The organism is Streptomyces sp. NPDC048270 (genome assembly GCF_040652335.1).
Classification (GTDB): domain Bacteria; phylum Actinomycetota; class Actinomycetes; order Streptomycetales; family Streptomycetaceae; genus Streptomyces.
Genome location: NZ_JBEZLV010000001.1, coordinates 186,202 through 205,364, shown reverse-complemented (window position 1 = coordinate 205,364; position 19,163 = coordinate 186,202). Strand labels below are relative to the sequence as shown.

19 protein-coding genes are annotated in these 19,163 nt (G+C 71.5%); 13 read left to right on the top strand and 6 right to left on the bottom strand.

Features of this window, described 5'->3' with window-relative positions; all coding sequences use genetic code 11:
- Nucleotides 1-198 precede the first annotated feature (198 nt).
- From AB0D66_RS00855 to AB0D66_RS00840, 4 genes are all read left to right on the top strand, one after another.
- Nucleotides 199-852, top strand: coding sequence for a response regulator transcription factor (locus AB0D66_RS00855; RefSeq protein WP_030008767.1), 654 nt, complete (start codon nt 199-201; stop codon nt 850-852).
- Nucleotides 853-857: 5 nt separating this feature from the next.
- Nucleotides 858-2,099 (top strand): HAMP domain-containing sensor histidine kinase, encoded by a 1,242-nt coding sequence (locus tag AB0D66_RS00850; protein WP_362294564.1) that lies wholly within the window; start codon nt 858-860, stop codon nt 2,097-2,099.
- A gap of 382 nt (nt 2,100-2,481) precedes the next feature.
- Nucleotides 2,482-2,778, top strand: a complete 297-nt coding sequence (locus AB0D66_RS00845) for a DUF4193 domain-containing protein (protein WP_030008769.1) — start codon at nt 2,482-2,484, stop codon at nt 2,776-2,778.
- Between the two features lie 12 nt (nt 2,779-2,790).
- Entirely contained in the window at nt 2,791-3,726 is a 936-nt protein-coding gene (locus AB0D66_RS00840) for a hypothetical protein (protein WP_362294561.1), read from the top strand.
- 30 nt (nt 3,727-3,756) lie between these two features.
- On the opposite strand, the gene AB0D66_RS00835 is transcribed toward AB0D66_RS00840, so the two are convergent.
- Nucleotides 3,757-4,212 (bottom strand): DUF3093 domain-containing protein, encoded by a 456-nt coding sequence (locus AB0D66_RS00835; RefSeq protein ID WP_362294558.1) that lies wholly within the window; start codon nt 4,210-4,212, stop codon nt 3,757-3,759.
- Nucleotides 4,213-4,270: 58 nt separating this feature from the next.
- On the opposite strand from AB0D66_RS00835, the gene AB0D66_RS00830 reads away from it, so the two are divergent.
- From AB0D66_RS00830 to AB0D66_RS00800, 7 genes are all read left to right on the top strand, one after another.
- A complete protein-coding gene (locus AB0D66_RS00830; RefSeq protein WP_362294555.1) occupies nt 4,271-4,855 on the top strand; it encodes a PaaI family thioesterase in 585 nt (194 codons plus the stop codon).
- Nucleotides 4,855-5,391 carry a dUTP diphosphatase gene (dut, locus tag AB0D66_RS00825; protein ID WP_362294552.1) on the top strand — a complete coding sequence of 179 codons (537 nt, stop codon included), beginning with the start codon at nt 4,855-4,857 and terminating at the stop codon, nt 5,389-5,391. Before AB0D66_RS00830 ends, dut begins: the two co-directional genes overlap by 1 nt.
- A gap of 1 nt (nt 5,392) precedes the next feature.
- Complete coding sequence (locus tag AB0D66_RS00820) at nt 5,393-6,184, top strand: DUF3710 domain-containing protein (RefSeq protein WP_362294549.1); 792 nt, start codon at nt 5,393-5,395, stop codon at nt 6,182-6,184.
- Between the two features lie 209 nt (nt 6,185-6,393).
- Nucleotides 6,394-8,967 (top strand): sensor histidine kinase KdpD, encoded by a 2,574-nt coding sequence (locus tag AB0D66_RS00815; protein ID WP_362294546.1) that lies wholly within the window; start codon nt 6,394-6,396, stop codon nt 8,965-8,967.
- Nucleotides 8,964-9,650: a response regulator gene (locus tag AB0D66_RS00810; protein WP_362294543.1), complete on the top strand. Its 687-nt coding sequence runs from the start codon at nt 8,964-8,966 to the stop codon at nt 9,648-9,650. Before AB0D66_RS00815 ends, AB0D66_RS00810 begins: the two co-directional genes overlap by 4 nt.
- 25 nt (nt 9,651-9,675) lie before the next feature.
- Nucleotides 9,676-10,095 (top strand): OB-fold nucleic acid binding domain-containing protein, encoded by a 420-nt coding sequence (locus AB0D66_RS00805; RefSeq protein ID WP_078626234.1) that lies wholly within the window; start codon nt 9,676-9,678, stop codon nt 10,093-10,095.
- A gap of 3 nt (nt 10,096-10,098) precedes the next feature.
- Nucleotides 10,099-10,818 (top strand): DUF3159 domain-containing protein, encoded by a 720-nt coding sequence (locus AB0D66_RS00800; RefSeq protein ID WP_362294540.1) that lies wholly within the window; start codon nt 10,099-10,101, stop codon nt 10,816-10,818.
- 186 nt (nt 10,819-11,004) lie between these two features.
- On the opposite strand, the gene AB0D66_RS00795 is transcribed toward AB0D66_RS00800, so the two are convergent.
- Entirely contained in the window at nt 11,005-11,667 is a 663-nt protein-coding gene (locus AB0D66_RS00795) for a TrkA family potassium uptake protein (RefSeq protein WP_328928088.1), read from the bottom strand.
- On the bottom strand, nt 11,664-12,332 hold the full coding sequence (locus tag AB0D66_RS00790) for a TrkA family potassium uptake protein (RefSeq protein ID WP_362294536.1): 669 nt from the start codon (nt 12,330-12,332) through the stop codon (nt 11,664-11,666). Before AB0D66_RS00790 ends, AB0D66_RS00795 begins: the two co-directional genes overlap by 4 nt.
- Nucleotides 12,333-12,574: 242 nt before the next feature.
- Here AB0D66_RS00790 and AB0D66_RS00785 point away from each other — a divergent pair, with 242 nt between their 5' ends.
- Together AB0D66_RS00785 and AB0D66_RS00780 are read left to right on the top strand one after the other, a co-directional pair.
- Nucleotides 12,575-14,629, top strand: a complete 2,055-nt coding sequence (locus tag AB0D66_RS00785) for an APC family permease (RefSeq protein ID WP_362294533.1) — start codon at nt 12,575-12,577, stop codon at nt 14,627-14,629.
- 106 nt (nt 14,630-14,735) lie between these two features.
- Entirely contained in the window at nt 14,736-16,073 is a 1,338-nt protein-coding gene (locus AB0D66_RS00780; protein WP_362294530.1) for a TRAM domain-containing protein, read from the top strand.
- 77 nt (nt 16,074-16,150) lie between these two features.
- Here the strand turns inward: AB0D66_RS00780 and AB0D66_RS00775 are convergent, their stop codons facing one another.
- From AB0D66_RS00775 to AB0D66_RS00765, 3 genes are read right to left on the bottom strand one after another with little or no spacing between them, the layout of a single operon-like run.
- On the bottom strand, nt 16,151-17,320 hold the full coding sequence (locus AB0D66_RS00775) for a cytochrome P450 (RefSeq protein WP_362294527.1): 1,170 nt from the start codon (nt 17,318-17,320) through the stop codon (nt 16,151-16,153).
- A complete protein-coding gene (locus AB0D66_RS00770) occupies nt 17,317-18,510 on the bottom strand; it encodes an MAB_1171c family putative transporter (protein WP_362294524.1) in 1,194 nt (397 codons plus the stop codon). The genes AB0D66_RS00775 and AB0D66_RS00770 overlap by 4 nt, the downstream gene beginning before the upstream one ends.
- On the bottom strand, nt 18,507-19,034 hold the full coding sequence (locus AB0D66_RS00765) for a regulator component (RefSeq protein WP_362294521.1): 528 nt from the start codon (nt 19,032-19,034) through the stop codon (nt 18,507-18,509). Before AB0D66_RS00765 ends, AB0D66_RS00770 begins: the two co-directional genes overlap by 4 nt.
- Nucleotides 19,035-19,163 lie beyond the last annotated feature (129 nt).

Below are 19,163 nucleotides of genomic sequence, written 5' to 3'. Positions count from 1 at the left end.
GTGGATGGGGTGTGCTGACGTCCTCCCCGGCACCCTGGGCCCAGAAACCTCGTAAGACGAGGGAATCCTCAGCTCCGCCCGGCGGAGCCCGTCGCTGCACCCTGCGAGCGTCGTCTTACAGCCGGTTTACGGCCGAAACGGGCAGGATGGTCGACGCAACACACATGCGCCCTGCTGGGCTGGAGGAAGGAAATCGACGTGCGCGTACTCGTCGTCGAGGACGAGCAGCTGCTCGCCGATGCGGTGGCCACCGGACTGCGCCGGGAGGCCATGGCCGTGGACGTCGTGTACGACGGCGCCGCCGCCCTGGAGCGTGTCGGCGTCAACGACTACGACGTGGTCGTGCTCGACCGGGACCTCCCGCTCGTGCACGGCGACGACGTCTGCCGGAAGATCGTCGAGCTGGGCATGCCCACGCGCGTCCTGATGCTGACCGCCTCCGGCGACGTCAGCGACCGTGTGGAGGGGCTGGAGCTCGGGGCGGACGACTACCTGCCCAAGCCCTTCGCCTTCACCGAGCTCACCGCCCGCGTGCGGGCCCTGGGGCGGCGCACCACCGTGGCCCTGCCACCCGTCCTGGAGCGGGCCGGCATCAAGCTGGACCCGAACCGGCGCGAGGTGTTCCGTGAGGGCAAGGAGGTTCAGCTGGCGCCCAAGGAGTTCGCGGTGCTGGAGGTCCTCATGCGCAGCGAGGGGACCGTGGTCTCCGCCGAGCAGCTGCTGGAGAAGGCCTGGGACGAGAACACCGACCCCTTCACGAACGTCGTACGGGTGACCGTGATGACCCTGCGCCGCAAGCTGGGCGAGCCCCCGGTCATCGTGACCGTGCCGGGCTCCGGTTACCGGATCTGACGCGCGTGCCAGCCAACCCGGCGCCACCGGTCGCGCCACCGAAACCGACCTGGGACCCCGGCCAGCCCGAGGGTCCTTTCCCTTGGCTGCGGCCGACGATCCGCATACGGCTCACGCTGCTGTACGGCGGGATGTTCCTGATCGCGGGGATCCTGCTGCTGTCGATCATCTACCTGCTGGCGGCCCAGGCCCTGCGGGAGGGCAACGCGCCGCCGTTCCAGATCGTCGGCGGCGAGGTGAAGGTGACCAGCAGTACCTGTCCGGGTGTGGTCGGCCAGCTGACGCCCAGCGAGTTCAACGCCGCGATCGGCCAGTGCATGCTGGAACAGCGCCGCCATGCGCTGGACGACCTGCTGAGCCGCTCGCTGATGGCCCTGCTGGGGCTGAGCATCATCGCCTTCGCCTTCGGCTACGCGATGGCCGGCCGGGTGCTCTCGCCGCTCGGCAAGATCACCCGGACCGCCCGCCGGGTGGTCGGCTCCGACCTGACCCGGCGGATCGAGCTGGATGGGCCGGACGACGAGCTCAAGGAGCTCGCCGACACCTTCGACGAGATGCTCGACCGGCTGGAGCGTGCCTTCACGGCCCAGCAGCGGTTCGTCGCGAACGCCTCGCACGAGCTGCGGACCCCGCTCGCGATCAACCGCACCCTGCTGGAGGTGCACCTGTCCGACCCGGGGGCGCCGATCGAGCTCCAGCAGCTCGGCAAGACCCTGCTCGCCACCAACGAGCGCAGCGAGCAGCTGGTGGAGGGCCTGCTGCTGCTGGCCCGCAGCGAGAACCAGATCGTCGAGCGCAAGCCGGTGGACCTGGCGGAGGTCGCCTCCCGCGCCCTCGACCAGGTGCGCGGGGAGGCCGAGGCGAAGGGCGTGGAGATCCGCGGCGAGCGCGCCCTCGCCGTGATCCAGGGCAACGGCGTCCTGCTCGAGCGGATCGCGCTCAACCTGGTGCAGAACGCCGTCCGGTACAACGTGCCGGAGGACGGCTGGGTGGAGGTCACCACCGAGGCCCAGCACGGCCAGGCGGTGCTCGTCGTATCGAACACGGGTCCCGTGGTTCCCGCGTACGAGGTGGACAACCTCTTCGAGCCCTTCAGGCGGCTGCGTACCGAGCGGACGAACAGCGACAAGGGTGTCGGGCTCGGCCTCTCCATCGCGCGCTCCGTGGCCCGCGCACACGGCGGACGGATCCAGGCGATGCCCCGGGAAGGCGGTGGCCTCGTGATGCGTGTCACTCTTCCCCTGTGAGTACCCCGCCCCGTGTTCGCTTTTGGCTGAATGCTTGTCATGTGAAGACAGTCGGTTCTGTGTGATCGATCACATGCGCGAGTGTCGGACCATGTGCGTTCTGTGACCCCATCGCGGCCGGAACGCCCGGGACGTCCGGGTTTCCGGCCCCCCGGATGGCGGGAAATACACGGGGTGGCGTTTGTGCAAGACGGCCCCCGGACCGTGTACGGTCCCGGTCGTCATCCCAGCTGATTGCTCCTTCAGGCAGGCGGCTGGGTGTCGATTGAGTAACAGACCTTGATGTGAGGCAAAATCTCCGCCTCAGGTCGGGCACAAGTCCGGCCTCTCGCGCGTTACGTGCGCTGAGACACCGCTAACACCCAGAGGGGGAGAGCGAACAATGGCAACGGACTACGACACCCCACGCAAGACCGACGACGACGTCGACAACGACAGCATTGAAGAGCTGAAGGCCCGGCGTAACGAGAAGTCGACCTCGTCCGCGGACATGGACGAATTCGACTCGGTCGAGAGCATGGAGCTTCCCGGCGCGGACCTCTCCAACGAGGAGCTGGCCGTCCGGGTCCTGCCGAAGCAGGCCGACGAGTTCACCTGCATGAGCTGCTTCCTGGTGCACCACCGCAGCCAGCTGGCACGCGAGAAGAACGGTCAGCCGATCTGCCGCGACTGCGACTGAGAGGCGTCGGCCGTGGCTGGCTCGACACCATTTCGGAAGCGCCGCTTCCGAAAATCTGGTGATCCGGCGGAGACGCGGGCGGGAACCACGGACCCGGCAACGAGTCCTGGGACCTCCGGCGGCTCCGCCATGGGTAGCGCCAACGTGCCCTCCGACACCGCCCCGGCGGTGCCGTCGGCCACAGGAGTCGACGAGGAGGCCCGGCACCGGTCCGGGGCTCGTCGGCTGCAAGCCGTCAAGAACGGTGTACGCAAGGGCGGCGAAAGTGTCAGGGACGCCGCCCTGTACATCACCGACAGGATCATCGAGAACGCCCCGCGCGTTCCGGTTCGGGACCTCGCGACCTTGCGCGCGCAGTTCCCGGGCCTCGGCCCCGATCAGCTTGCCGACAAGCTGATCCACGGCGCCTCCAACGCCACCTCCGCCGTCGGCGCGGGCATCGGAGCGGCGGCCATGCTGCCCGTCCCGCCCGCCATGCCGGCGGAACTGGCCGCGGAGATCACCGGCGTCGCCGCCATCGAACTCAAGCTCCTCGCCGAACTCCACGAGGTCTACGGCCTGCGCCCGCCGGGCACGCTCGGGCAGCGCAGCTTCGCCTACCTGACCTCCTGGACCGAGGAGCGCGGCGTCGACCTCACCAAGCCGACCACGCTGAACGCGGCGCTCGGCGGCCAGATGAAGCGCGAACTGCGCCAGCAGATCATGAAGCGGATGTTCCGCAACCTGCCCAACCTGATGCCCTTCATGGTCGGTGCGGCCGTGGGCGCGGTCATGAACCGCCGCGACACCCGCAAACTCGCCGAGAAGGTCCGTGGAGACCTGCGCGCCCGCGCCGTGCCCTGGGACGCCCTGCCGCAGCTCCCGCCCCTGGAACAGCCCTCCCAGCCCCTTCCCGAGGCCACCAGGGCCGCACTCGAGGGCCCCGGACGACCCGACGGCGGAGCCTGAGGGCCCGGCCGCCCGGAACCCGCGGCGGGATCAGCCCTTCGCCGCGAGGATCGCCGCCCGCAGGGCCTCCGGCTCGCGGGTGGAGACGTACACGTACGGGGTCGGGTCCGCCGGGTCGGTCACCTCGACCCGCACCGCGGTCGGCACGTAGCTGCGCATCAGCATGAAGGCGCGGGTGTCGGCCTTGTACGTGCGCCAGGCGCGCGACTCCTCGGCGTCCAGGATCTCGGGATCGCCCAGGGCCGCCACCGGGATCCGGGCGTCACCCGCCGCCAGGGCTCCGTTCACCACGCGCACGCGCGCGGAGCCGTACGAACTCACCAGCAGCCCGGCCAGCCCGGTGCCCCCGACCAGCCCGGCCAGCAGCGGCAGCGTGCCCAGCGGCAGCAGCATCAGCGCGCACGCGAGGCCGATGAGGACGGCGATGCCCCACCAGGAGCGGGGGGCGGTCAGACGTTCGTCGTGGTGCGCGGGGGAGAGCTGCATGCGCTCAAGCCTGCCACGAGGCGACCGGCGGGTAGCCGCGCGGGTAAGGTCTGCGGCTGTGAGTGGACGAAAGACAGCGTTGACGCCCCCGGCCGATGCCGCCGCGCCGGTCCGGCACCCCGACGCGCCCGCGCCCGGCGAGCTCCTCGGCGCACACTACGAGCACTGCTTCGGCTGCGGCGGGGGCCAGCCGCACGGACTCCACCTGGAGGCCCGTGCGGGCGAGGGCGTGCGCGTCACCGCCGAGTTCACCGTCAAGCCCGCGCACCAGGGTGCCCCCGGCCTCGCCCACGGCGGCGTGCTGGCCACCGCGCTCGACGAGACGCTCGGCTCGCTGAACTGGCTGCTGCGCGTCATCGCCGTGACGGGCCGGCTGGAGACCGACTTCGTACGGCCCGTTCCGGTGGACACCGTGCTGCACCTCGACGCCGAGGTCACCGCGGTCGCCGGACGGAAGATCTACTGCAGCGCGGTCGGCCGGATAGGCGGGCCCGGGGGGCCGGTCGCCGTGCGCGCGGACGCGCTGTTCATCGAGGTGAAGGTCGACCACTTCATCGACAACGGTCGGCCCGAGGAGATCCAGGCGGCGATGGCCGACCCGGACCAGGTCAGGCGCGCCCGCGCCTTCGAGGTGAACCCCTGATGTCCCTGAATGAACACGCCCCCGTCGACGTGCTGATCCGCCGCGTCGACCCCGAGGTGCCCCTCCCCGCCTACAGCCACCCCGGGGACGCCGGCTGCGACCTGGTGACGACCCAGGCCGCCGAGCTGGAGCCCGGCGAGCGGACCGTACTCCCCACCGGGGTGTCCATCGCGCTGCCCGACGGGTACGCCGCCTTCGTGCACCCGAGGTCCGGCCTGGCCGCCCGCTGCGGGCTCGCGCTCGTGAATGCCCCGGGGACGGTGGATGCCGGGTACCGTGGGGAGATCAAGGTGATCGTGGTCAATCTCGACCCTCGCGAGAGCGTCCGGTTCGAGCGTTTCGACCGCATCGCCCAGCTGGTTGTCCAGCGGGTCGAGAAGGTGCGCTTCCACGAGGTGGCGGAACTTCCCGGCTCGGCCCGGGCCGAGGGGGGTTTCGGCTCCACCGGCGGCCATCCGGCCGTGGCCGGATCCGGCGCTGGTCAGCAGGGTGGGAATGGCTACGCTTCGGTCGTAACCGACCGGGAAGGACAGTGACGTGTTCGGACGTCGCAAGAAGAACGACTCCGCCAAGGACGGCGGCGCGGCCGAGCAGGTCGATGGCCGTGTGTCCGACCTGGACGCCGGCGAGCAGGACGGCGCCGACGAGCTCGACGCGGCCCAGCCGCGCCGGGTGAACCTGCCTCCCGCCCCGCGGCCCGACGGCCCCTGGGACGTCTCCGAGGTGCTCGGCAACCCGGCCGACGGCCGGGTGGACCTGGGCGGCATCTTCGTACCCGGGGTCGAGGGCATGGAGCTGCGGGTCGAGGTCGCCGGTGACGCGATCGTCGCCGCGACCGTCGTCCTGGGCGACAGCGCCGTACAGCTGCAGGCCTTCGCCGCACCGCGCAAGGAAGGCATCTGGGGCGAGGTCCGCGAGGAGATCGCCACGGGCATCACCCAGCAGGGCGGCATCATCGACGAGGTCGAGGGCTCGCTGGGCTGGGAGCTGCGCGCTCAGGTCCCCGTACCGCTGCCGGACGGGCAGACCGGCGCACAGCTGGTCCGCTTCGTCGGCGTCGACGGTCCGCGCTGGTTCCTGCGCGGTGTCATCTCCGGCCAGGGCGCGGTGCGCCCCGAGTCGGCGGGTGTCCTCGAGCAGATCTTCCGCGACACCGTCGTGGTCCGCGGTGACGGCCCGATGGCACCCCGCGACCCCATCGTCCTGAAGCTGCCCAACGACGCCCAGATGGTGCCGGACGGCGTGCAGACGGAGGACCAGGAAGGCTCCCGCTTCGGCGGCGGCATGGGACAGCTGGAGCGCGGCCCGGAGATCACCGAGGTCCGCTGACCCCGGTCACGCCCCGTACCCGTACGGGGGCACTGTCACGCTTCGGGCCGGTGGGCCCCGCCGCTCGGGTGGGGCCCACCGGCCTTAGCGTGCCGTCGCGGCCGCGGGCGCCGGGGACGCGCCGCCGCGGGCGTCAGGGTTGCGTCAGGGATGTGCGTACGGCCCCCCATCGGTGCGTGGACCGGACCGGCGTCCCCGAGAATGGGCGCATGGGACGCGGCAAGCTCAGGATCTATCTCGGCGCGGCACCCGGTGTGGGCAAGACCTACGCGATGCTCTCCGAAGGCCACCGCCGGGTGGAGCGGGGCGCCGACTGCGCGGTCGGGTTCGTCGAACACCACGGGCGGCCGCGTACGGAGGTCATGCTGCACGGCCTGGACCAGGTGGCCCGCCGGGAGCTGACGTACCGCGGGGCGGCCTTCACCGAGATGGACGTGGACGCCGTCCTCGCCCGGCGCCCGGCCCTGGCGCTCGTGGACGAGCTCGCGCACACCAACGTGCCCGGCTCGCGCAACGCCAAGCGCTGGCAGGACGTCGAGGAGCTGCTGCGGGCCGGCATCGACGTGGTGTCGACCGTCAACATCCAGCACCTGGAGTCCCTCGGGGACGTGGTCGAGTCGATCACCGGGGTGCGGCAGCGGGAGACCGTGCCGGACGACGTGGTGCGGCGGGCCGACCAGATCGAGCTCGTCGACATGTCCCCGCAGGCCCTGCGCCGGCGGATGGCGCACGGGAACATCTACCAGCCGGACAAGGTCGACGCGGCCCTGTCCAACTACTTCCGCCCCGGCAACCTGACCGCGCTGCGCGAGCTGGCGCTGCTGTGGGTGGCCGACCGGGCCGACGAGTACCTCCAGCAGTACCGCGGCGAGCACGGCATCCGCTCCACCTGGCAGGCGCGGGAGCGGATCGTCGTGGGGGTCACCGGCGGGCCGGAGGGGCGCACCCTGATCCGGCGGGCCTCCCGGATCGCTGCCAAGGGCTCGGGCAGCGAGATCCTCGCCGTCTACATCGCCCGCAGCGACGGGCTGACCGCCGCCTCGCCGAAGGAGCTCGCCGTCCAGCGGACGCTGGTCGAAGACCTAGGCGGAACGTTTCACCATGTGATCGGCGACAACGTTCCCGAGGCGCTCCTCGCCTTCGCCGGCGGGGTCAACGCCACCCAGATCGTGCTCGGCTCCAGCCGCCGCAAGACCTGGCAGTACGTGCTCGGCCCCGGCGTCGGCGCCACCGTCGCCCGCGACTCCGGACCCGACCTCGACGTCCACATCGTCACCCACGAGGCGGTGGCCAGGGGCCGCGGCCTGCCCGTGGTCCGCTCGGCGGCCCGGCTGGGGCGCCCCCGGCTCGTCGCGGGCTGGGTGGTGGGCGTGCTGCTGCCCGTGCTGCTCTGCCTGCTGCTGACGCACATCGAGGCGGACGTCGGGCTCGCCAACGACATGCTGCTCTTCCTGGCGCTGACGGTCGCGGCCGCGCTGCTGGGCGGACTCTGGCCGGCCCTGGCCTCCGCCGCCGTCGGGTCGCTGCTCCTGAACTACTTCTTCGCCCCGCCCCTGCACCGGCTCACGGTCTCCGACCCGAAGAACATCGTCGCCATCGCCGTCTTCTTCGGGGTGGCCGTCTCCGTGGCCTCCGTGGTGGACCTGGCCGCCCGGCGCACGCACCAGGCGGCGCGGCTGCGTGCCGAGTCCGAGATCCTCTCCTTCCTGGCCGGCAGCGTGCTGCGCGGCGAGACCAGCCTGGAGGCGCTGCTGGTGCGGGTGCGCGAGACCTTCGCCATGCAGTCCGTGGCCCTGCTGGAGCGGGAGGGCGAGGTCGAGCCGTGGCGGAGGGCCGGCAGCGTCGGCCCCGACCCGGTGGACCGGCCCGAGGACGCGGATGTCGACATGCCGATCGGCGACCACATGGCCCTGGCGATGTCGGGACGGGTGCTGCCCGCCGAGGACCGCCGGGTGCTCGGCGCCTTCGCCGCCCAGGCCGCCGTGGTCCTGGACCGGCAGCGGCTGGTCGGGGAGGCCGAGGAGGCCCGCCGGCAGGCCGAGGGCAACCGGATCCGGACCGCCCTGCTGGCCGCCGTCAGCCACGACCTGCGTACCCCGCTGGCCTCCATCAAGGCCTCCGTGAGCTCCCTGCGCTCCGACGACGTGGACTGGTCCGAGGAGGACCGGGCGGAGCTCCTGGCGGGCATCGAGGACGGCGCGGACCGTCTGGACCACCTCGTGGGCAACCTGCTGGACATGTCCCGGCTGCAGACCGGCACCGTCACCCCGCTGATCAGGGAGATCGACCTCGACGAGGTGATCCCGATGGCGCTGGGCGGCGTACCGGAGGGCAGCGTGGTGCTCGACGTGCCCGAGACGCTGCCCATGGTGGCGGTGGACCCGGGGCTGCTGGAGCGGACCGTGGCCAACGTCGTGGAGAACGCCGTCAAGTACAGCCCGCCCGGCGAGCGGGTGCTGGTGGCGGCCAGCTTCCTGGGCGACCGGGTCGAGGTACGGGTGGTCGACCGCGGGCCCGGCGTGCCCGACGAGGCCAAGGACAGGATCTTCGCCCCCTTCCAGCGGCACGGGGACGCGCCGCGCGGGGCCGGGGTGGGCCTCGGGCTCGCCGTGGCCCGGGGCTTCGCCGAGGCGATGGACGGCACCCTCGCGGCCGAGGACACCCCCGGCGGCGGGCTGACCATGGTGCTGACCCTGCGGGCGGCGGCGCGGGACGGGGCGGACAGGGTGGAACGTGATCACGACCGTGATCCGCTGGTGCGACAGAAGGCAGGACCTCAATGACCCGGGTGCTCGTGGTGGAAGACGAGCCGCAGATCGTCCGAGCCCTCGTGATCAACCTGAAGGCGCGCAGGTACGAGGTCGACTCGGCCGCCGACGGAGCGGGCGCCCTGGAGCTCGCGGCGGCCCGCCACCCCGACGTGGTCCTCCTGGACCTCGGCCTGCCCGACATGGACGGCATCGAGGTGATCAAGGGACTGCGCGGCTGGACCCGGGTGCCGATCCTGGTGCTCTCCGCCCGCCACACCTCCGACGAGAAGGTCGAGGCCCTGGACGCGGGCGCCGACGACTACGTGACCAAGCCCTTCGGCATGGACGAGCTGCTGGCCCGGCTGCGCGCGGCCGTCCGCCGGGCCGAGCCGCCCGCCGGGTCGGGCGAGGACGAGGTGCTCGTGGAGACCGCCGCGTTCACCGTGGACCTGGCCGCGAAGAAGGCCGTACGGGAAGGGCGCGACGTACGGCTCACGCCCACCGAGTGGCACCTGCTGGAGGTCCTGGTCCGCAACGGCGGCAAGCTGGTCAGCCAGAAGCGGCTGCTGCAGGAGGTCTGGGGCCCCACGTACGGCACGGAGAGCAACTACCTGCGGGTCTACATGGCGCAGCTGCGGCGCAAACTGGAGGCCGACCCCTCGCACCCGCGGCACTTCATCACCGAACCGGGCATGGGATACCGCTTCGAGAGGTAGTGGGCACGCCGGTACGCTTCCTGTTATGAGTGCTGAACCGCGTCCCGAGAAGCCCGCGAAGCCGGCCAGGCCGGCGGGCCGGTTCCGCCGGATGATAGAGCGGCTGTCCACCTCCCAGGAGGAGCTGCATTCGGCGGAGCTGCAAGAGGACGCAGAGGCCGCGGGGTGCACGCGGATCTGCGACTGCCACGACCGGCAGATAGTCAAGGTGACCGGCACCCTGCGTACGGTCACCCTGCGGCCGCGGGCCGGCGTCCCCGCCCTCGAGGCGGAGCTGTTCGACGGCTCGGCGGCGCTGGACGTGGTGTGGCTCGGGCGTCGCTCGATCGTGGGAATCGAGCCCGGTCGGCGCATGATCGCCTCGGGCCGCATCTCCATGACCCACGGCCGTCGGGTGCTCTTCAACCCGAAGTACGAACTCCGACCGCTCGGACAGGAGCACTGACCGGTGACGTCACTCGACAAACCGACCACCCCAGAACCCGGTGCGGCCGGCGCTCCCGCCGATGACCAGAGCGCGGTGACGCAGGCGGCGCTGTTCGACGCCTTCGGCGGCATCCGGGGCACCGTGGAGACGATGCTCCCGGGGCTGCTGTTCGTCATGATCTACACGATCAACCGGGACGTGAAGATGTCCGCGATCGCGGCGGGCGCGGTCGCGGTCCTGCTGGTGATCGTGCGGCTGCTGCGCAGGGACACGGTGAAGCACGCCTTCAGCGGTGTCTTCGGCGTGGGCGTGGGCGTGGCCTTCGCCCTGTTCACGGGCAGCGCGAAGGGCTTCTACCTGCCGGGCATGATCTACGGCGCCGGCCTGGGCGTGGCCTTCACGGTCTCCGCGCTGGTCGGCTTCCCGCTGCTGGGCGTGATCCTGGGGCCGGTCTTCAAGGAGAACCTGTCCTGGCGCACCCGCAACCCCGGCCGCAAGAAGGCGTACACCAAGGCCAGTTTGGCCTGGGGGATCATCTTCCTGGCCAAGTACGCGATCCTCTTCCCGCTGTACTGGTGGGGCGACGCGACGCAGCTGGGCTGGGTCCTGATCGCGCTGAAGCTCCCGCCGATGGTGCTCGCGGTGTACTTCACCTGGCTCTTCCTGGCCAAGGCCCCGCCGCCGATCGACGTGATCGCGGAATGGGAAGCGAAGGAAGCAGCCCGGGAGGGCAAGGCCTAGTCCGGCCCCGCCGGCGTTCGAGGCGTGGGGGTCCCCCGGACGGAGTCCGGGGGGAGGGCCTGGGGCGGAGCCCCGGCAGCGGCGCCGCAGACGGGCGGATGGCTGGGCAACACGAAGGGGGCGGGCGACCGACCGGTCGCCCGCCCCCTTCGTCGTGCGGGCCTGCTCGCAGGGCCGCGGCAGGGGCTACCGCCGCGCCTGCAGCAGATCCTCCAGCTGCTCCTCCCGCGCCTGCGCGGCCACGAAGAGCAGCTCGTCGCCCGGCTCGAGGGTCTCCTCCGCGTGCGGGGTCAGGACCCGGTTGCCCCGGATGATCGTGACCAGCGAGGTGTCCTCGGGCCAGGTGATCTCGCTGATCTGGGTGCCGGCGACGGACGAGTCGGCGGGCAGGGTCAGCTCGACCAGGTTGGCGTCGCCGTGGCTGAAGCGCAGCAGCCGCACCAGGTCGCCGACGCTGACGGCCTCCTCGACCAGGGCCGACATCAGGCGCGGCGTGGACACCGCGACATCGACGCCCCAGGACTCGTTGAAGAGCCACTCGTTCTTCGGGTTGTTGACGCGGGCCACCACGCGCGGCACCCCGTACTCGGTCTTGGCGAGCAGTGAGACGACGAGGTTGACCTTGTCGTCTCCGGTCGCCGCGATGACCACGTTGCAGCGCTGCAGCGCGGCCTCGTCCAGCGAGGTGATCTCGCAAGCGTCGGCCAGCAGCCACTCGGCCTGCGGCACCCGCTCCACGGAGATGGCGGTCGGGGCCTTGTCGACCAGGAGCACCTCGTGCCCGTTCTCCAGCAGCTCGCCCGCGATGGAACGGCCCACCGCGCCTGCCCCGGCGATCGCGACTCTCATGCGTGTGCCTCCTCAGGCCCCTCGGCGAAGGCCGCCTCGACCTTTTCGATCTCGTCCGTGCGCATCATCACGTGGACGAGGTCGCCCTCCTGGAGGACGGTCGCCGACGTGGGCAGGATCGCTTCGCCCAGGCGGGTCAGGAAGGCGACGCGGACGCCGGTCTCGTCCTGGAGCTTGCTGACCTTGTGGCCGATCCAGGCGTCCGCGGTGTGCACCTCGGCGAGCTGCACACCGCCGCTCGGGTCGCGCCACAGCGGCTCGGCGCCCGAGGGCAGCAGCCGGCGCAGCATCTGGTCGGCGGTCCACCGGACGGTGGCCACGGTGGGGATGCCGAGGCGCTGGTAGACCTCGGCGCGCTTCGGGTCGTAAATGCGTGCGGCGACGTTCTCGACTCCGAACATCTCCCGGGCCACGCGGGCGGCGATGATGTTGGAATTGTCACCACTGCTGACGGCGGCGAACGCGCCCGCCTCCTCGATCCCGGCCTCCCTCAGGGTGTCCTGGTCGAAGCCGACCCCGGTGACGCGGCGGCCGCCGAATCCGGCCCCCAGCCGGCGGAATGCGGTGGGGTCCTGGTCGACGACGGCGACCGTATGCCCCTGCTGTTCCAGGGTCTGCGCGAGGGCGGAACCCACTCTTCCGCAACCCATGATGACGATGTGCACGGCCGTCCTTCCGGCTGTCAGCGGCTCGCTGGTACCCAGCCTCATTGCATGCTCTGGTTTAACAGGGTCTCAGACCATGGCCCAAGCTACACACGGGCGGTCACCGGCGGGACCTCTTCCGTCGCCGTTCCGAGTCGTTCAGGCGGCGTATGGATGGCATATACGCTGCATATAGGCGGCGCAATGCCGCGCAACGGGGTGCGGGTTCGTCAGTCCGATTTCGAACGCTTACGATCCTCTGCGTGTCCAAACTGACCGACGTGCCCAAACGGATCCTGATCGGCCGGGCGCTCCGCAGCGACCGCCTCGGGGAAACACTCCTTCCCAAGCGGATCGCCCTCCCTGTCTTCGCGTCCGACCCGCTCTCCTCGGTGGCATATGCCCCGGGCGAGGTCCTACTGGTCCTGTCGATCGCGGGCGTGTCGGCGTACCACTTCAGCCCCTGGATCGCGCTCGCGGTCGTCGTACTGATGTTCACCGTGGTCGCCTCCTACCGGCAGAACGTCCACGCCTACCCGAGCGGCGGCGGCGACTACGAGGTCGCCAACACCAACCTCGGCCCCAAGGCCGGTCTCACGGTGGCGAGCGCCCTGCTCGTCGACTACGTCCTGACCGTCGCCGTCTCGATCTCCTCCGGAGTGGAGAACCTCGGCTCCGCCGTCGATTTCGTCATCGAGCACAAGGTGCTCTCGGCGGTGATCATGATTCTGCTGCTCACGCTGATGAATCTGCGCGGCGTGAAGGAGTCCGGAAAGCTCTTCGCCATCCCGACCTACGTGTTCGTCGGGGCCGTCTTCGTCATGATCGCCTGGGGCGCGTGGCGGGGCATCGTCGTCGGCGACACCATGAAAGCCCCCACCGCGGACCTGGAGATCAAGCCCGAACACCAGGGCCTGGCCGGCTTCGCGCTGGTCTTCCTGCTGCTGCGGGCCTTCTCCTCCGGCTGCGCCGCGCTCACGGGCGTCGAGGCCATCAGCAACGGCGTCCCCGCCTTCCGCAAGCCCAAGAGCAAGAACGCGGCCACCACCCTGCTGCTCATGGGCGCCCTCGCCGTCACCATGTTCTGCGGGATCATCGGCCTGGCCATGGCGACGAACGTGCGGATGGCCGAGACGCCCTCCGTGGACCTGCTGAAGGACGGCGTCCCCGTCGGCGACGGATACGTCCAGCACCCGGTGATCTCCCAGGTCGCCGAAGCCGTGTTCGGCGACGGCAGCATCCTCTTCATCGTGCTGGCCGCGGCCACCGCGCTGGTCCTGTTCCTGGCCGCCAACACCGCGTACAACGGCTTCCCGCTGCTCGGCTCGATCCTCGCCCAGGACCGCTACCTGCCGCGCCAGCTGCACACCCGCGGCGACCGGCTCGCCTTCTCCAACGGCATCGTGCTCCTCGCCGGCGCCGCCATGCTGCTCGTGTGGGTCTACGACGCCGACTCGACCAAGCTGATCCAGCTCTACATCGTCGGCGTGTTCGTCTCGTTCACCCTGAGCCAGATCGGCATGGTCCGGCACTGGAACCGCCACCTGAAGTCGGAGCGCGACCAGGCCGCCCGCCGCCGGATGCACCGCTCCCGGGCGATCAACACCTTCGGCGCCTTCTTCACCGGCATGGTGCTGGTCGTGGTCCTGGCCACCAAGTTCACCCACGGTGCCTGGGTCGCCCTGCTCGGCATGCTGATCTTCTACGGCACGATGTCCGCGATCCGCAAGCACTACGACCGCGTCTCCGCCGAGATCGCCGCCGCCGAGGGCCCCAGCGACGACAGCGTGCGGCCCTCCCGGGTCCACTCGATCGTCCTGGTCTCCAAGGTCCACAAGCCCACGCTGCGCGCCCTGGCCTTCGCCAAGCTGACCCGCTCGGACACCCTGGAGGCGCTCAGCATCAGCGTCGACCCGGCCGAGACCAAGGCGCTGCGCCAGGAGTGGGACCGGCGCGGGATCAACGTACCGCTCAAGATCCTCGACTCGCCGTACCGGGAGATCACCCGCCCGGTGGTCGAGTACGTGAAGGGCCTGCGCAGCGAGAACCCGCGCGACGCGGTCAGCGTGTACATCCCGGAGTACGTCGTCGGGCGCTGGTACGAGCACCTCCTGCACAACCAGAGCGCGCTGCGGCTCAAGGGCCGGCTGCTCTTCACGCCCGGCGTGATGGTCACCTCGGTGCCCTACCAGCTGGAGTCCTCCGAACTCGCCAAGAGGCGGGCCAGGAAGCGCCAGGACTGGAATGCCCCGGGCGCGGTGCGCCGCGGTCCCGTGGACACCCCGCGCCCCCCGAAGGACCCCGCGTCGAAGGCCTGACGGGCCGGGTACCGGGTTGGTGAACGGCCGGACGAGATCCACGTAAACTGGTGGGTCGGTCGTCCGGCCGTTCCCCTTTGATCCACTTTCTTGGAGTCTCCCCACCATGACGAGCGCCGAGCTGAACGAGAAGCAGTCACTGGTCGGGGAGGAGTACGAGGTCGAGGTCGGCCCCGTCGCGCACGGCGGACACTGCATCGCCCGGACCGAGGACGGCCGCGTCCTGTTCGTCCGCCACACGCTGCCCGGCGAGAAGGTCGTCGCGCGCGTCACGGAGGGCGAGACGGACTCCCGCTTCCTGCGCGCCGACGCGATCACCGTCCTCGACGCCTCCAAGGACCGCGTCGAGGCCCCCTGCCCGTACGCCGGCCCCGGCAAGTGCGGCGGCTGCGACTGGCAGCACGCCAAGCCGGGCGCCCAGCGCCGGCTCAAGGGCGAGGTCGTCGCCGAGCAGCTGAAGCGGCTCGCCGGGCTCACCCCGGAGGAGGCCGGCTGGGACGGCACGGTCATGCCCGCCGAGGGCGACAAGCTCCCGGCCGGGCAGGTGCCGCAGTGGCGCACCCGCGTCCAGTACGCGATCGACGAGGACGGCCGCGCGGGCCTGCGCAAGCACCGCTCGCACGACGTGCAGCTGATCGACCACTGCATGATCGCGGCCCAGGGCGTCAGCGAGCTGGGCATCGAGGAGCAGGACTGGCCGCAGATGGCCTCGGTGGAGGCCATCGCCGCCTCCGGCTCCCACGACCGCCAGGTGGTCCTCACCCCGCGCCCCGGCGGCCGCCTCCCCCTCGTCGAGCTCGACCAGCCGGTCTCGGTGCTGCGGGTCGAGGAGAAGGACGGCGGCGTCCACCGCGTCCACGGCCGCCCCTTCGTCCGCGAGCGCGCCGACGGCCGCACCTACCGCGTCGGCATGGGCGGCTTCTGGCAGGTCCACCCGCAGGCCGCGGACACCCTGATCAAGGCCGTCATGCAGGGCCTGATGCCGCGCAAGGGCGAGATGGCCCTCGACCTGTACTGCGGCGTCGGCATCTTCGCGGGCGCCCTGGCCGAACGCCTCGGCGAGACGGGCGCGGTCCTCGGCATCGAGTCGACGAAGCGCGCGGTCGAGGACGCCCGACACAACCTGGCCGACTTCCCCCGGGTCCGCGTCGAACAGGGCAAGGTCGAGCAGATCCTCCCCAAGACCGGCATCACCGAGTGCGACCTGGTCGTCCTGGACCCCCCGCGCGCCGGCGCCGGCAAGCAGACGGTCCGCCACATCGCGGGCCTCTCCGCCCGCCGCATCGCGTACGTGGCCTGCGACCCGGCGGCCCTGGCCCGCGACCTGGGCTACTTCAAGGAAAACGGCTACAAGGTCCGCACCCTGCGCGTCTTCGACCTCTTCCCGATGACGCACCACATGGAGTGCGTGGCGATCCTGGAGCCGATCGCCAAGGGCGCCTGACCCGCCCACCGCTCCCGCGCCCGCCGCCGGATTCCCCGCAAGGGGGTCCGGCGGCGGGCGTTTTGTTCGGCCGGGGGTCAGGCCAAGGTGAGGGGGAGGGTGGTCAGGCCGCGGGTGAGGCGGGTTTGGCGCCAACGGAGGGAATCCGGGGGGACGGTCAGGCGGGTGTTCGGGAAGCGGGTCAGGAGGGTGTGGAGGGCGGTTTCTGTTTCGGCTCGGGCCAGGGGGGCGCCCGGGCAGCGGTGGATGCCGTGGCCGAAGGAGAGGTGGGCGGTGGCGTCGCGGTCGAGGTCGAGGCGGTTCGGGTCGGGGAACGCCGAGGGGTCGCGGTTCGCGGCGCCGGGGGAGATCAGGACCGGGTAGCCCGCCGGGATGTCGGTGTCGCCGATGCGCAGGTCCTGCGTGCTGTGGCGGAAGGTGGCCACGCTGATCGGGGAGTCGTAGCGGAGCAGTTCGTCGAGGGCGCCGGGGATCAGGTCCGGGTCCCGGCGCAGGCGGTCGAGCGCCTCCGGGTGGCGGAGCAGGGCCAGGACCGCGTTGCCGATGAAGTGGGTGGTGGTCTCGTGGCCGGCGACCAGGAGGAGGGCGGCCAGGGAGATCGTCTCGTCCCGGTCCAGGCCGCCCGCTCCACAGTCACGGACGAACCAGTGGTGGGGGGAGCTGTCGATCAGGTCGGTGAGGTAGTCGCCGATGTGGTGCGAGGCGGCGTCGATGCGGGCGGTGTCGGTCGCGTCGAAGAGGTCGTGGGACCGGGCGGCGAGGGGGGCGCGGTCCGCCTCGGGTACGCCCAGGAGTTCGCAGACGACGGTGACGGGGAGGGGGACCGCCAGGTCCGCCACCAGGTCGATCTCCGTGCCCGGGCGCCACGTGGCCGTCAGGTCGTCCACGACCCCGGTGATGAACGGGCGCAGTTCCCGGACGCGGCCGGTCGTGAACAGCCGGGTCGCCACCCGCCGGTGGCGGGTGTGCGCGGGCGGGTCGCTCGCCAGCATGTTGCGGGAGATCGCCGGGTGCAGGTCGCGGTTCGAGGGCCGGCCGGCGAAGAAGCGGGCCGTGTCCTTGGACAGGCGGGGGTCCGTGAACGCCTCGCGCGCCTCGGGGTGGCCGGTGATCAGGTACGCGTGGTGTCCGCCCGAGCCGGTGGGGACCCGTTGGACCGGGCAGCCTTCGCGCAGCCGGTCGTACGTCGGGTAGGGGTCGGCGAAGAAGCGCGGGTCGCGCAGGGGGTCCTGCCGCGGGGCGGTCACGAGGCCGCACCCGCGGTCTCGGGCGCCGGGCGCCGCGCGTAGGCGGCCGCCACGAGCAGCAGCCACGCGGTCTCCGCCGGGAGGTCGCCCTTGCGGGAGCGGGTGCCGGCGGCGGGCGGGGCCTCGTCGCCGTCGAGGGGGAGCCCGGCGTGCTTCGCGCTGACGGCCGCGGCGATGACCGCCGCTTCCACCTCGGCGTCGCCCTCGGGGGTGTCGGCCGCGCCCCGGCGGGCGACCTCGGCGGCCGCGGCGTCGCGTACGGAGGCCTGGCGGTAGCGGCGCAGGGCCAGTACGCAGTCGTTGATCTCGATGACCCGGCGGTGGAGGTGGAAGTCGAGGTCGTGGGTGTCGGCCCCGGCGCCGCCCGGGTCGAGCACGACCTCGGGGACGGCCGAGGTGACCTCGCGCCACAGGGGTTCCAGCGCGGTGAACGAGTTCCGTTCCCAGCGGCGGCGCCGCAGTTGGCTGACCGGCCACAGCAGGGCGGGGAGGGTGAGCCCGAGGGTGATGAGGAGGACGGCTACGGCGGGCGCGGTCACGCTGAACGTGCAGCGGAAGGGGGTCAGCGGCGTCGAGCAGCGGGCGCCGTCGGGTACGAGCCCCAGGCCCAGGCCGATGGAGACCAGGGCGAAGAGCTTGTACGCGGCGTAGCCGAGGGCGAAGCCGCAGCCGACCGAGGTCGTGCGCAGGCCCCAGCGCTGGCTGCGGCGGGTCGAGCGCTTGGACTGGGCCCAGGTCTGCAGCAGGAAGTCCTTGGCCGTGTAGCCCAGGTAGGAGATGTAGACGAGTACGTAGCACGCGTACAACGCCGGGTTGCGGCCGGTGAGTTGTTCGGCGGTGAAGAAGGCCGTCATGCCGGCGACGGAGGCGGCGAGGGCGATGACGCGCAGCCGGATCTGCCGGCGGGCCGCTTCGCCGTCCAGGTTGAGCTGGAAGAGGAAGGCGAGGACCGAGGTGGCCGCCGTCAGGGTGAAGGTGTTGCTGAGCAGCCGGGCGACGTGGGGGACCACCGATTCGACCGCGCGCTCCACGGCGGGGGCGTAGGAGGCGAAGGCGAGGGCGAACGAGGTCAGCAGCGCCGCCATCGCCCGGGTGCCCGTGGGGCGGTGTCCGCCGCGTCCTCGCGCCACCCAGTAGGCGGCGAAGCACAGCAGCACGACGGCCGTGCCCGTGAAGAGGATGTTGATCATTTCCGGTGGCGTTTCTTCCTGTGTGGCGTGGCGAACAGCGCGTCCCAGCTCTCGGCGCCGCTGGCGGGCCGGCTCGACGGGCTTTCGCGTCCCCGGTACATGAGTTGTCGGATCACGCTGGCCATCACCTCGGCCTCGCGTTCGTCCTCGCTGGTGTAGCTCGTCCGCCCGGACATGCGCTGTACGAGGGTGGGGTTGAACCCGATCGCGCGCAGGGTGTCCTGGTCCAGCTCGAGGCTGCCGGGGTGGTCGCAGATGATGTGGCTGATCTCGTGGGCGAGGATGTGGTTCTGGTGGAGGGGGGAGGTGGCCTCCTCGTAGAACAACAGGTCGGCGTCCGGGGTCTCCAGGCGGATGCCGCACGGGGCGTCCGTGGCGCCCAGGGTGCTCAGGGGGCGCAGGAGGATGGGGCGTCCGCGTTGTTCGGCCACGGCGTCGCGGAGGTCGCGGGTGCTGAAGCGGTGCGGGAGCCCCAGTGCCTCGATGCGCGCCTCACACGTGGCGCGAAGCTGCTCAAGGTCCATGTCCTCACTCTGTGACGCCGATCGGGGGTGGTCGGCCGGTCGGACCTCTCCCCGGAAGCCCGGTAGGCGCCCCCCAATGCTGACATGTTCGCGACCTTGATGTGAGGGCGGGGTGGCGCCGCGGCCGGG